Origin of the sequence: Nocardia sp. CA-145437 (genome assembly GCF_050956485.1) — a bacterium.
Lineage (GTDB): Bacteria > Actinomycetota > Actinomycetes > Mycobacteriales > Mycobacteriaceae > Nocardia.
Window position 1 is genome coordinate 292,826 of sequence record NZ_CP191204.1, and the last position, 13,491, is coordinate 306,316.

Sequence of the window (13,491 nt, forward strand, 5' to 3'; positions counted from 1 at the left end):
GGTTGTGGTGACAGTGCTCGACGCGGTGCCGCCCGGAGACGCCACGCCGGGAGAACCCGACCGCTGGACCGCTCTGTCCGCGCGCCGGGAAGTGCTGGAGGAGTTCGCGAACTACCGCGCCGCCGCGGCCGACACCGGCGCGCGCGACGCCTGCGGCCTCGCCACCGGCGGCTACTACGACGAACTCGCCGATCGGGACGGCCGTCTGCGCGGCATGTGGGCAGACCTGTCCGCCGACGTCTTGGACCAGGGCCGGGAAGGGCTGCGCCGCATCGACACCCGGGTCCGGCGGCTGGTCGAGGACGACGGCATCACCTATACCGAACTGACCGTCTCCGCGGAACCCGCCACCCCCTCGCCGTGGCGGCTGGACCCGATCCCGCTGCTGCTCTCCGACACCGAATGGGCGGCCCTGGAATCCGGTGTGGTGCAACGCTCCCGACTGCTGGACGCCGTGCTCGCCGACGTCTACGGCCCGCGCCGCACCCTCACCGAGGGCCTGCTGCCACCGCAGCTGGTCTTCGCGAACCGGGGGTATGTCCGTGCCGCGCACGGCATCTCGCTGCCGGGACGGCATCAACTGTTCCTGCACGCCTGCGATGTCAGCCGCTGGAGCGACGGCGGGTTCCGGGCGCTGGCCGACTGGGCGCAGGCCCCGTCCGGCGCGGGCTACGCGCTGGCCGACCGCCGCGTCGTGTCCGCCGCCATCCCCGAGGCGTTCGAACTGGCCAGCCCGCGCCCGCTCACCCCGTTCGTGCGGGCCATGCGGCTGATGCTCATCGAGGCCGCGCCCCGTGCCGCCGACGAAGACCCCGTGGTGGTGGTGCTGAGCCCCGGCGTGCACTCCGAAACAGCCTTCGATCAGGCGTATCTGGCATCGGTGCTGGGCTTCCCGCTGGTCGAGAGCGCCGACCTGGTGGTCCGCGAGGGCCGCCTGTGGATGCGATCACTGGGCACCCTGAAACGGGTCGACGTGGTGCTGCGCCGGGTGGACGCCGAATTCTCCGATCCGCTGGACCTGCGCGCGGATTCGCGGCTGGGCGTGGTCGGGCTGGTCGAGGTGCTGCGCCGCGGCGCGGTCACGGTCGTCAACACCCTGGGCAGCGGGCTGCTGGAGAATCCGGGGCTGGCCCCCTTCCTGCCCCGGCTGTCGCGACGGCTGCTGGACGAGGAGCTCACGCTGCCCGGTGTCGAAGCCTATTGGGGCGGCGATGATTCCGAACGCTCCCACCTGACGGCCAACCTGCACCGGCTGATCCTGCGCTCCACCGTCGACGGCGCCACCGTCTTCGGGCCGGTGCTCACCGCCGCCCAGCGCGCGCAGTGGCGGACCCGGGTGGAGGCCGAGGGCTGGAAATGGGTGGGGCAGGAACCCGCCCGGTTCTCCGTCGCCCCGGCGGTGGACGGCTCGGGCGGACTGGTCGCCGCACCCGTCGCGGTCCGGTTGTTCTCACTGGCCGGCCGGGTCGGATACCGCGTCATGCAAGGCGGATTGGGGCAGCTGCACCAGCGCGGTGGTCCCGCCGGCATGGTGGGGGAGGCCGCCGCCAAGGACGTCTGGGTGCGGGCCACGCCCGCGGAGGTCCCGGCCGTGCCCGCGGTCGAGGTGCCGGAGGAGCGCGAACGCCCGGTGGCGGCCGTCACCCCCGTCGATGTGGTCAGCTCGCCGCGCGTCCTCGACGACCTGTTCTGGCTGGGCCGCTACGGCGAACGCGCCGAGGTCACCGTGCGCTTGCTCGCCGCCATTCACGACCGGCACCAGGACTACCGCTATCGGCCCTGGATGGAGGGCGCGGAGGCGATGCCGGTCCTGATGGAGGCGCTGGCCCGCATGACCGGTACCGCGCTGCCCGCGCCGACCCGGGTCGTCGTCAAACCGGTGCCGGTGCACGAGGATTCGACGGACCGCTCCGGCAGGCGGCGTCCCGGGGTATCGACGTCGCGTGCGCGTCCGGGGACCTCACCGCGATCCGCCGGGCAGCCCGGACCGGAAGCCGCCGGACAGTCGCAGTCCCTGCCCGAGCCCGTGGGCGCGGCGCAGATCTCCCGTCGCCGCGAGTACTCCGACGAACCGACCGTCCCGATCGCTCTGCCCGGCGCCTCCCGCCGCGATCACGACTACCTGGTCTCGCTCACCGTCGACCGTCATGTCACCGGTTCGGTGGCCTTCTCCGTGGAGCGCTACGCCAAGGCCGCCCGCGCCGTCCGTGATCAACTCTCGCCCGACACCTGGATGGTGCTCGGCTCCCTGGACCGCGCCCTGTCGGAATACCGTGACGCGCTGGGTGATCGGGGCGCGGCGCTGTCCGCCGTGCACTCCCGCGCCCTGTCCGCGCTGCTGTCGCTGACCGGCATCGACGCCGAGTCCACGGTGCGTGACACCGGCTGGCACGTCATGGACATCGGCCGCCGCCTGGAACGCGCTCTCGCGCTGGCGGCGCTGATGAGCTCCGCGCTCACCGGCGACCATCCGCCCGAGGCCGGGCGAGTGGTCACCGACGCCGTCCTCCAGGCCACCGTCTCCGCGGTGAGTTACCGCCGCCGCCACCGCGATTCGGTGCGCATCGCCGCCGTGGCGGGTCTGCTGCTGTTCGACGAGCACAATCCGCGCTCGCTGGCCTACCAGCTGCAACGCCTGGACGACGACTTCCAGGCGATACCCGGCGCCTCCGGATCCGCTCGCCCGCAACGACTCCTGGCCGACGCCCAGCGCATGCTGCGCCGCGTCGATCCGGCCGACCTGGAGGCGGTCGACGCCGAAGGGCGCCGCGCCGAGCTGGCCGAGCTGCTCGACGGCGTCCACCTGCGGCTGCGCAAGCTCTCCGAATCCTTCGAGGCGACCCGGCTGTCGGTGCCCTCGGAGATCCAGCCGTTGTGGGGCACCGCCCGGGTGGTGGGCTGATGCGCCGCTACCGGGTGCTGCACCGCACCATCTACGAGTACTCCGACGTGGTCAGCAGTTCCTACGGCCGCGCGTATCTCACCCCGCGCGAGTTCCCGGGTCAGCGGCTGCTCTCCCATGACACGCGGGTGGATCCGGCGCCGTCGGACCGGTCGGTCGGCGTGGACGTGTACGGCAACACCACCCTGTATTTCCACGTCACCGCCGGGCACCGCCGCCTCGAGGTCACCGGCGAATCCCTGGTCGAGGTCGCCCCGCCCGCCGTCCCCACCGCGCAACCACCCTGGGAGCAAGCCCGCCCCGGTGCCGGAAACGGTCCGCTCGCGGTCGAATTCACCCTGGACCTGACCCCGCCCGAGATCACTCCCGAGGTCGCCGCCTACGCCGCCGAGTCGTTCCCGCCCGGCCGTCCCCTGCTGGACGCGGTCCGGGAGCTGACCACCCGCATCCACACCGACTTCGCCTACGAATCCGGCTCCACCACGGTCAGCACCAGCGTTGCCGACGTCTTCGCCGAACGCCACGGCGTCTGCCAGGACTTCGCGCGCCTCGGCATCGCCTGCCTGCGGTCCCAGGGCCTGGCCGCCCGCTACGTCTCGGGCTACCTCTCCACCGACCCGCCACCGGGCAAGGAACGGATGGTCGGCGCGGACGCCACCCACGCCTGGGCCGGCGTCTGGCTGCCCGGCGGGGCGGGTCAATGGATCGGCTTCGACCCGACCAACGACCAATTCGCCGACGACCGCTATGTCACCGTGGCCTGGGGCCGCGACTACGCCGACGTCCCCCCGCTGCGCGGCATCATCTATACCGACGCCCGCGAATCCACCATCACCGTCTCCGTCGACGTCGCCCCGGTCACGCCCGATATCGCCCCCATCTCGCCCGATGTCGGCCCGGCTCGGGCCCCGGAGTGACACACTCGACGATGTGGCCCCCGCCTCCCCTGCTTCCAGGCGTCTATTGCACCCCTGTAAACTCGTGATCATCATGCAGCGGGCACTTCTCCTCGGCCGCCGCGACGGGGTCTGATTCGGACCGGCTCCCGCCGCGGGGATCTGCCGTGCCGGTCTACCCAATAACTGGGATCCAGCCACACCTCGGAGATAAATCGCCATGTCACCCGCTGACGCTTTCGTATCCGGTACGCGCATCATCACCGCGCCGTCCAAGCCCGCGCCCGCTGACCAGCCGGCCTGGAACAAGCAGAAGAACTCCTCCATGCCGGTATTCCGGTACCGGCCGTTCGCCGAGGAGGTCGAGCCCGTCGAGCTGCCCGACCGCACCTGGCCGGACAAGATCATCGACCGCGCGCCCGGCTGGTGTGCCGTGGATCTGCGCGACGGCAACCAGGCCCTGATCGACCCGATGAGCCCCGCCCGCAAGCGCCGCATGTTCGACCTGCTGGTGCGCATGGGTTACAAGGAGATCGAGGTCGGCTTCCCGTCCGCCTCGCAGACCGACTTCGACTTCGTCCGCGAGATCATCGAGGACGGCGCGGTGCCGGACGACGTCACCATCCAGGTACTGACCCAGTCCCGCCCGGAACTGATCGAGCGCACCTTCGAGGCCTGCGCCGGCGCCCCGAACGTGATCGTCCACTTCTACAACTCGACCTCGATCCTGCAGCGCCGCGTGGTCTTCCGCGCGGACCGCGACGCGGTGAAGAAGATCGCCACCGACGCGGCCGCGCTGTGCCTGGAGGTGGAGAAGCGGTACCCGGACACCAACTGGCGCTACGAGTACAGCCCCGAGTCCTACACCGGCACCGAGCTGGACTACGCCCGTGAGGTCTGCGACGCGGTCTCCGAGATCATCGCGCCGACCCCCGAGAAGCCGCTGATCATCAACCTGCCCGCGACCGTGGAGATGGCGACGCCCAACGTCTACGCCGACTCCATCGAGTGGATGCACCGCAACCTGGCTCGCCGCGACTCCATTCTGCTGTCGCTGCACCCGCACAACGACCGCGGCACCGCCGTGGCCGCCGCCGAACTGGGCTACCAGGCCGGCGCGGACCGCATCGAGGGCTGCCTGTTCGGCAACGGCGAGCGCACCGGCAACGTCTGCCTGGTCACGCTGGGCATGAACATGTTCTCCCGCGGCGTGGACCCGCAGATCGACTTCTCGAACATCGACGAGATCCGCCGCACGGTCGAATACTGCAACCAGCTGCCCGTCGCCGAGCGCCACCCCTACGGCGGCGACCTGGTCTACACCGCCTTCTCCGGTTCGCACCAGGACGCCATCAACAAGGGCCTGGACGCCATGAAGGCTGCCGCCGACGCGCAGGGCGCGGACGTCGACGACATCGTGTGGGAGGTTCCGTACCTGCCCATCGACCCGAAGGACGTCGGCCGCACCTACGAGGCCGTGATCCGGGTGAACTCGCAGTCCGGCAAGGGCGGCGTCGCCTACATCATGAAGACCGATCACGGGCTGGTGCTGCCGCGCCGCCTGCAGATCGAGTTCTCGCAGGCCGTGCAGCGGATCACCGACGGCGAGGGCGGCGAGGTCACCCCGAAGGAGATGTGGGACGTCTTCTCCGAGGAGTACCTGACCCCGATCCTGCCGCTGGAGCGCATGCGCCAGAAGGTGACCGCGTCCGAGACCGACGGCGGCGTCGACCACATCGAGGCCGTGGTCAAGGTCGACGGTGTCGAGCACGCCATCACCGGTGAGGGCAACGGTCCGCTGGCCGCCTTCGTCGACGCGCTGGCCACCATCGACTACGACGTGCGGGTGCTGGACTACAGCGAGCACGCCATGTCCTCCGGCGACGACGCCCAGGCCGCGGCCTACGTCGAATGCGCCATCGGCGATCAGGTCACCTGGGGCGTCGGCATCGCCACCTCGATCACGACCGCCTCGCTGCGCGCGGTGGTCTCCGCGGTCAACCGCGCTGCCCGGAAGGCCTGAGTGGCCTGAGCCTCGAGGCTGAGAGAAAACGCAGGTAGGAGAGCCCGTCTCGACTTCGTCGAGGCGGGCTCGCCGCGTCCGGGCGGGTCAACAATGCTAGCGTTGGGTCGCAATAGCGCCGAGCTCTCTGTTCGAGCTGTCGAGCAGATGGGGGACACGTGACTACGAAAGATCAGAATTCGACCTCGAAGCCGATCGTGGCGGAGGACGTCGAAGACATCCTCGACGAGGTGGAAGCGGGCGGGCCCGCCGAGTCGAAGGAATCCGATTCCGAGGAGCAGGCGGCCGGATTCTTTCCGCCGGTACCGGATTCGATCGACCAGACCGTGGTGTATCCCGGCAATGGCGGACCGTTCCCGGGACCCCAGGGGCCGGACGGCCACAATCCCTTCGCGGCCGACGGCCACAATCCGTTCGCGCCGGGCGGGCCCGGACCGTACGGCCCGCCGGGATTCCCGCCCGCCGGCGGCTTTCCGCCGCCGGATGCCGGGCAGTTCGCCCCGCCGCCGAATCCCGGTGCGCCGGGCGGTTTTCCGCCGATCGGCGAAGTGCGTGAGCAGACGCCCTACGGTGAGGTCCGGCAGGAGATCGGCAGCGACGGCATGGTGCGCCGGGTGTTCCCCGAGCAGCAGGCGGGTGAACCAGGGGAGCCGGGCCACTTCGGCGGTCCCGGACAGCCGGGGCAGTTCGCGCCCTCCAACGATCAGCCGGGCGGGCCGATCTACAGCTGGTCGCCGCCCCCGGCCGCGCCGCCGCAGCAGCCGCAGCCGCAGGTCGGTTTCCAGCCGGGCTGGAATGCCCAGCAGCAGCAGGGGATTCCGCCGCAGCAGGGCTCGTTCGGGCAGCAGTACGGTCAGCAGCCGCCGCCGCCCGGACATTCGGTCAATGACCTCAATCTCTTGAAGCGCGCCCGGCGCGCGCCGGGCAGCGGCTGGCGGCGCGCCGTGCACAAGGCGTCCGGCGGTGTCATCAACCCGGGCGAGTCGGCCGCGGACGTGGTGTACCGGCAGTTGGTGGACCGGGTCAACCAGCCGGTGCGGGGGGATTACCGGATCGCCATCCTGTCGCTCAAGGGCGGCGTCGGAAAGACCACCACCACTGTCGGTTTGGGCTCCACCTTCGCGTCGCTGCGCGGTGACCGGGTGATCGCCATCGACGCCAACCCCGACCTCGGGACGCTCGCGCACCGGGTGCCGCGGCAGACCCGTTCCACGGTGCGAAACCTGCTGGAGGACGGGCACATCAGCCGGTACTCCGATGTGCGGGCGCACACCTCGCAGGCGCCGAGCCGACTGGAAGTGCTGGCCTCCGAACAGGATCCGGCCGTGTCGGAGGCGTTCTCCGAGGCGGACTACCGCAAGGCCATCGGCATCCTGCAGCAGTTCTACAACATCATCCTGACCGACTGCGGCACCGGTCTGATGCACTCGGCCATGTCCGGCGTGCTGGATATGGCGAGTTCGCTGGTGCTGGTCACCTCCCCGGCCATCGACGGCGCGCGCAGCGCCTCGGCCACCCTGGACTGGCTCGACCACCACGGCTACCACAAGCTGGTGGAGCGAACCGTGGTGGTGGTCAATGCCTCTCGCAAGGGCTCCTCGACGGTGGACCTGGACCAGCTGCGCAAGCTGTTCCTGGATCGCACCCGGGCCGTGCAGGTCGTCCCGTTCGACGACCACCTGGCCGAGGGCGCGGAGATCGACCTCGAACTGGTCGGCAAGCCCACCCGCCGGGCGCTGCTGGAACTGGCCGCCATGGTGGCCGACGACTTCGGCTATCAGGCTGCCGCGCAAGGCTTCCCGCCCCAGCAGGGTGGCTTCCCGCCGCAGGGTGGCTTCCCGCCGCCGCAGGGCGGTATGCCCCCGCACCAGGGCGGGATGCCTCCGCAGGGCGGGATGCCTCCGCAGGGTGGCTTCCAGCCGGGCGGGTTCCCCCCACAGGGCTGAGCTCCGGCGGGATCCGACGAACGAAAAACCCCGCGGTTCAACGGAACCGCGGGGTTTTGTCTGTCCGGTGCCGTGTGGTGATTCAGCCCTGGACCAGGGGAGAGAGCGCCCGCCCGGCCAGTTCGACCGTGCCTGCCTCGTGCCCGTTGGTGACCAGATTGACGATGATGCCGTCGATGCCGTGATCGAGGACCCGCGACTGGATCTGCTCGGCCACTTCGTCCGGGGTGCCGACGAATTGGCGGTCGGCCGGGGAGTTGCGCAGCGCCTCGTTGGGCAGCGCGCCCAGGTCGGTGATGCCGATGCGGGCCAGCATCTCGGCCTGGGTCTTGCGGGCGCGATCGCCGTCCTCGTCGACGATGACGAAGGCCAGGAAGCTGGTTTCCAGGGTCTTCGGGTCGCGGCCCGCCTCGTCCAGGCGGGCGTGCAGGGCGTCCAGCTTGCGGGGCAGCTCGGAGGCATTGCAAATGATGTTGAGGTGGTCGGCGAACCGGGCCGCCAGCCCGAAGGTCTTCTTCTCGCCGCCGCCGCCCAGCAGGATCGGCAGGTCGTCGCGCACCCGCGGCTCGTTCATGGCGTTGTTGGTCCGATACCACTTGCCGTCGAAGGTGGAGTGCTCGCCGCGCAGCATCGGCGTGATGATCTCCAGGGCCTCCTCGAGCTTCTCGAAGCGCTCGGTGAAGGTGCCGAAGTCGAAGCCGTAGGCCTGGTGTTCGAGCTCGAACCAGCCCGCGCCGATCCCGAGCACGGCCCGTCCCCGGCTCACCACGTCCAGGGTGGTGACGGTCTTGGCGGTGAGCGCCGGGTTGCGGTAGGTGTTGCCGGTCACCAAGGCGGACAACTGGATTCGCTCGGTCGAGGCCGCGAGGCCGGACAGCGCGGTGTACGCCTCCAGCATCGGTTCCTCGGGCGCTCCGAGGAGCGGCAGCTGGTAGAAGTGGTCCATCACGAAGGCCGCGTCGAAGCCCGCCGCCTCGGCCTCGCGCGCCTGCGCCACCACCGCCGGGAAGAGGTCCCGGGGCGCGACCCCGTAGCTGAAGTTCGGCATCTGATACCCGAGTCGAATGCTCATGAGCGCCACCGTAGGACTTGGAGCGCACTCCAAGTCAACCGCTGACATTCCATCCGGTCGCCCGGCGCGGGGTCAGGTGGTGGCGTGCCGGGCGGCGGCCTGGAAGGCGGCGATCACCATGGCGACGGCGGGCCGCCGCTCGGCGTGCGGGCGGGTGGCCAGATCGTAGACGCGGGCGGCGCGCACCCCGGCCAGGCGCAGCATCACCAGGTGCGGGTGGCGGACCGCGTAGCGGGGCATGAGGGCGACACCGTACCCGGTGGCCACCAGCGCCTCGATCACGCTGAACTCGTTGAGGCGCTGCGCGATCCGCGGTTGCACGCCGGTCACGGTGGCGATGGAGCGCAGCACGTCGTCGACCGGGAAACCGGTGCGCACGCTGATCCAGGTCTCGTCGGCGAGTTCCGCGGGCACCACCGCGCCCTGCCGGGCCAGCCGGTGGTCGGGCGCGACCACCACGTCGATGGGCTCCCGCATCAGTACCCGCGACGCCACCCGCGGCCCGGTGAGCGACGGCGCGCGCTCGTCGCGGTGGGTCAGCACCACGTCGTAATCGGCCAGCAATCGCGGCACCTCGCTGGGCGGCACGTCCTCGTCGCTGGCGACCACGTCCACGCCGCCGCCCGCCAGTTCGGCCAGCACGTGCGGCAGCAGTAGCGCGGCCCCGGACGGGAAGAGCGCCACCCGGACCCGTCCGCGCGGCGATCCCCGGTACTCGGCCATCTCGGTGACCGCGCGTTCCATGGCCGCGAGCACCTCGTCCGCGCGCACGACCAGGGCCCGACCGGCATCGGTGAGCCGCACCCGCCGGCCATCCGGCTCGAGCAGCGGCACCCCGGCCTCGCGGGCCAGCACCTTCAGTTGCTGTGAGACCGCGGACGGGGTCATGGACAGGGCTTCGGCGACCGCGGCAACTGTTCCGCGATCGGCCAGTTCCCGCAGCACCCGCAGCCGTTCGAGCGACATCAGCGGCCCGTCGGAGCGGGGTGGTTCGGGGATCGGCACAGTTAAGTTCTACTACATCGTGAGTGCAGAATTATTCGATTGTCCTTATTTATTAGCGCCAGCAATATTCTCGGCATGACCAATCGCGATCGACTGCTCGGACTCGCCGTCGTGGTGCTGTGGGGGCTGAACTTCCTCGCCATCCATGTCGGGCTGGAGCACTTCCCGCCGTTCTTCTTCGCGGGACTGCGGTTCGCCGTCATCGCGATTCCGGTGCTGCTGTTCGTGCCGCGGCCCCGCGTGGCGTGGAAGTGGTTGCTGCTCTACGGGATCGGGTTCGGGATCCTGCAGTTCGCCTTCCTGTTCACGGCCCTGCGGACGGGGATGCCGACCGGGCTGTCCTCGCTGGTGCTGCAGTCGTCCGCGCCGTTCACGGTGCTGCTGGGCGCGGTGTTCCTGAGGGAACGACTGCGGGGGGTCCAGTTGGCGGGGATCGCGGTGGCCCTGGCGGGAATGGCGGTGATCGGCTGGGATCGGGCGCACCACGCGGCCCTGCTGCCCCTGCTGCTGACGCTGCTGGGCGGGTTGGGCTGGGCCTTCGGCAATATCGGGTCGCGGCTGGCCGCGGCCTCGTCGGAGGACGTGAATCCGCTGCACCTCACGCTGTGGATGGCCGTGGTGCCGCCGATCCCCATGTTCGCGCTGTCCGCGCTCACCGAGGGGCCGGCCACCGGCTGGAACGACCTGATCGCGTCGTTCTCGGCGACCGGGTGGCCCGCGTTCGCGGCCCTGGCCTACATCGTGGCGCTGGGCACCATCGCGGGTTCGGGTCTGTGGACGTATCTGATGAGCCGCTATCCGGCGAGCACGGTGGCCCCGCTGTCGCTGGCCGTGCCGGTGGTGGGGATCGCCGCCTCGTGGGCCTTCCTGCACGAGGCGCCGTCGGTATTGTCGCTGGTCGGGGCGGTGATCGTGCTCGCCGGCGCGTTCACCGCGACCTCGGCGGGCCGCCGGGTCGCGGCGGTCGGGGTGGAAGCCGCCACGCCCGGGCCAATTCGACACGCCCAGCCGACACACCGCCAAATTCAGGACCCTGCGCTCGTCGAGGCCTAGCTGAGCAGTCCTGTTTGTTGTTGTTCAGCCGAATTCCGGACCTTCGGGATGAAAATTTCCACCCCAACCGACCATCTGTCTGCGACAGCTCCATAGGATGCTGACCAGGCGTGGGAGGTAACGGGTATGGCAGGACAGCGTTTGTCCGTCACGCGGCGATCGGTGCTGCGTGGAGCAATGGCGGCCGGGGCGATGGCGGGAGCGGTGGCGGCGGGGGCCGCCCGTCCCGGCGTCGCCCACGCGGCCGCTGGACGTCGGGTAGCCGTGCTGGGCGGCGGTGTCGCGGGTCTGACCGCGGCGCACGAACTGGCCGAACGCGGTTTCGAGGTGACCCTGTACGAGCGGCGGGCGCTGGGCGGCAAGGCGCGCAGCATTCCCGTCCCGGGCAGCGGCAAGGACGGGAAGCCGGAACTGTGGGGTGAGCACGGATTCCGTTTCTTCCCCGGCTTCTACCGTCATATTCCAGACACCATGCGGCGAATCCCGTTCGCGGGCAATGCCAATGGTGTATGGGACAACCTGGTCGCGGCGTCGGAGGCGCGCTTCTCGCGCAAGGGCACCGACGACACCATCATTCCGATGGGCAAGGCCGGGAAACCGTGGTCCACCCCCGACAACTTCCGCGAAACAGTCGGGTCCGCGATCACCACCTCCACCAATATGGGCACGGCCGACGCCCTCTACTTCGCCAACCGCCTGCTGGTCTTCAACACCAGCTGCGACGCGCGCCGCAATGGGCAGTGGGACAGCGTGGCGTGGCGGGACTACGTCGGTGCGGGCAAGCGTTCCAACGAATTCCGCATGCTGCTGTCCAGAACGCTCACCACCCTGCTGGTGGCCGCGAAGGACGACAAGGCCAGCACCCGGACCATCGGCAATATGGGCGAGCAGTTCCTGGGCAACCCGTTCGAGACCGGCAATGACGGCCCGCTCGACCGGCTGCTGAACGGCTCCACCAACGAGGCCTGGATCGACCCCTGGGTCAACCGGCTGCGCGAACTCGGCGTCACCTTCGTCAACGCCGAGATCCGTGGTCTGGAATTGGATGGGGCGCGCATTTCCGGTGCGCGGATGGTGGATTCGGCGGGAGCGGCCCAGACAATCGAGGCCGACCATTTCGTGAGCGCGCTGCCGGTCGAGGTGGCCCGCACCTTGTGGACGCCCGAGATCCTGTCGCTGCGACCGGAATTGGCGGGCATGAGCCAGCTCACGGTGGACTGGATGAGCGGTATCCAGTTCTTCCTGCGCCGCCGTACCGATATCGCGCGCGGGCACGTCGCCTACGTGGACTCGCCGTGGTCGCTCACCTCGATCGCGCAGGGCCAGTTCTGGAATCGCACCCCGGTCACCGGTCTGGGTGACGGCACCGTGCAGGACTGCCTGTCGGTCGACATCTCCGACTGGAACACCCCGGGCATCCTCTACGGCAAACCGGCCAAGGAGTGCACGCACGAGGAGATCGCGCGCGAGACCTGGGCACAGCTGGACGCGCATCTCAACGACCGCGGCGAGCTGCTGCGCAAGGACGACCTGCACTCCTGGTTCCTCGACACCGGCATCGCGTGGGACGCGGCGCAGAAGCGCAACACCAATGCCGACCCGCTGCTGATCAATACCGCGGGTTCGCTGGCGCTGCGCCCGGATTCGCATTCCGACAGCCTCCGGAACCTGTATCTGGCGGGCGATTACGTACGCACCAACGTGGACCTCGCCACCATGGAGGGTGCTTCGGAATCGGCCCGTGCGGCGGTCAACAAGCTGCTCGACGTGACCGGTTCGGACGCGCCGCGCTGCAAGCTGTTCACGCTCTACCGCGCCCCCGAGCTGGAGCCGTTCCGGCAGCTGGACACGCAGCGGTACGCGGCCGGGCAGCCGAATCTGTTCGACGCCTAGGGGCATTCCTCACACCGGCGGAAAAGAGCTGGTGTGAGGGCCTCGGGCGGGCGTTGAATCGGGGATATGAGCGAGATCACGGACCCGGTCGAACTGCGTGAACTACTGGGGGAGGTCGCTCCGCGGCCGCGGAACAAGGACCGCTACACCCTGCACGAGCGGGACCGGGAGTGGATCGCGCGCTCGCCGTTCGTGGTGCTGGCCACCAGCGCCGCGGACGGCACCTGCGACGCCTCGCCGAAGGGCGATCCGGCCGGATTCGTGCGGGTGCTCGACGACAAGACCATCGCGATCCCGGAGCGGCCCGGCAACCGGCGCGCCGACGGCTACCTCAATATCCTGAGTAATCCGCATGTGGGCGTGCTCTTCATGATTCCGGGCCGCAACGACACCCTGCGGATCAACGGCCGCGCGCGATTGCTCCGGGACGCACCGTATTTCGACGACATGATCGTCAAAGGCCATCGCCCGATCCTCGCCATCGAGATCGAGATCGAGCAGATCTTCTTCCACTGCGCCAAGGCGTTCATGCGCAGTGACCTCTGGCGGCCGGAGCGGTGGGCGGCCGACACGCTGCCGGGCACGGCGCGCCTGGTCAAGGATGTGCAGCCGGCCACACCCGAGACCGTCGAACAGCTCGAGGAGTACTACAGCGTCGAGAGCTACCAGCAGAAGCTCTACAACGGCTGATTGCGGCGCGT

At 69.9% G+C, this 13,491-nt stretch carries 9 protein-coding genes; 7 read left to right on the top strand and 2 right to left on the bottom strand.

The window, feature by feature from the left end; translation table 11 throughout:
- Positions 1 to 7: 7 nt before the first annotated feature.
- The 4 genes from ACQPYY_RS01300 to ACQPYY_RS01315 all read left to right on the top strand — a co-directional run bounded on the left by ACQPYY_RS01300 (position 8) and on the right by ACQPYY_RS01315 (position 7,767).
- Positions 8 to 2,902 carry a circularly permuted type 2 ATP-grasp protein gene (locus tag ACQPYY_RS01300; protein ID WP_433592491.1) on the top strand — a complete coding sequence of 965 codons (2,895 nt, stop codon included), beginning with the start codon at positions 8 to 10 and terminating at the stop codon, positions 2,900 to 2,902.
- Positions 2,902 to 3,819 (top strand): transglutaminase family protein, encoded by a 918-nt coding sequence (locus ACQPYY_RS01305; protein ID WP_433592492.1) that lies wholly within the window; start codon positions 2,902 to 2,904, stop codon positions 3,817 to 3,819. The genes ACQPYY_RS01300 and ACQPYY_RS01305 overlap by 1 nt, the downstream gene beginning before the upstream one ends.
- Before the next feature lie 199 nt (positions 3,820 to 4,018).
- Positions 4,019 to 5,821 carry a 2-isopropylmalate synthase gene (leuA, locus tag ACQPYY_RS01310; RefSeq protein WP_379103507.1) on the top strand — a complete coding sequence of 601 codons (1,803 nt, stop codon included), beginning with the start codon at positions 4,019 to 4,021 and terminating at the stop codon, positions 5,819 to 5,821.
- A gap of 158 nt (positions 5,822 to 5,979) precedes the next feature.
- Positions 5,980 to 7,767, top strand: coding sequence for a MinD/ParA family ATP-binding protein (locus ACQPYY_RS01315; protein WP_433592493.1), 1,788 nt, complete (start codon positions 5,980 to 5,982; stop codon positions 7,765 to 7,767).
- A gap of 82 nt (positions 7,768 to 7,849) precedes the next feature.
- On the opposite strand, the gene ACQPYY_RS01320 is transcribed toward ACQPYY_RS01315, so the two are convergent.
- Together ACQPYY_RS01320 and ACQPYY_RS01325 are read right to left on the bottom strand one after the other, a co-directional pair.
- Positions 7,850 to 8,839 (bottom strand): LLM class F420-dependent oxidoreductase, encoded by a 990-nt coding sequence (locus ACQPYY_RS01320; RefSeq protein ID WP_433592494.1) that lies wholly within the window; start codon positions 8,837 to 8,839, stop codon positions 7,850 to 7,852.
- Positions 8,840 to 8,911: 72 nt separating this feature from the next.
- A complete protein-coding gene (locus ACQPYY_RS01325; RefSeq protein WP_379103786.1) occupies positions 8,912 to 9,805 on the bottom strand; it encodes a LysR family transcriptional regulator in 894 nt (297 codons plus the stop codon).
- Positions 9,806 to 9,919: 114 nt separating this feature from the next.
- On the opposite strand from ACQPYY_RS01325, the gene ACQPYY_RS01330 reads away from it, so the two are divergent.
- The 3 genes from ACQPYY_RS01330 (at position 9,920) to ACQPYY_RS01340 (ending at position 13,480) form a co-directional block, all read left to right on the top strand.
- On the top strand, positions 9,920 to 10,897 hold the full coding sequence (locus ACQPYY_RS01330; RefSeq protein ID WP_433592495.1) for an EamA family transporter: 978 nt from the start codon (positions 9,920 to 9,922) through the stop codon (positions 10,895 to 10,897).
- Positions 10,898 to 11,023: 126 nt separating this feature from the next.
- Positions 11,024 to 12,790, top strand: coding sequence for a hydroxysqualene dehydroxylase (locus tag ACQPYY_RS01335; RefSeq protein WP_433592496.1), 1,767 nt, complete (start codon positions 11,024 to 11,026; stop codon positions 12,788 to 12,790).
- A 66-nt stretch (positions 12,791 to 12,856) separates the two neighbouring features.
- The gene (locus tag ACQPYY_RS01340; protein WP_433592497.1) at positions 12,857 to 13,480 is read left to right on the top strand and encodes a pyridoxamine 5'-phosphate oxidase family protein; all 624 of its coding nucleotides are present in this window, start codon (positions 12,857 to 12,859) and stop codon (positions 13,478 to 13,480) included.
- Positions 13,481 to 13,491 lie beyond the last annotated feature (11 nt).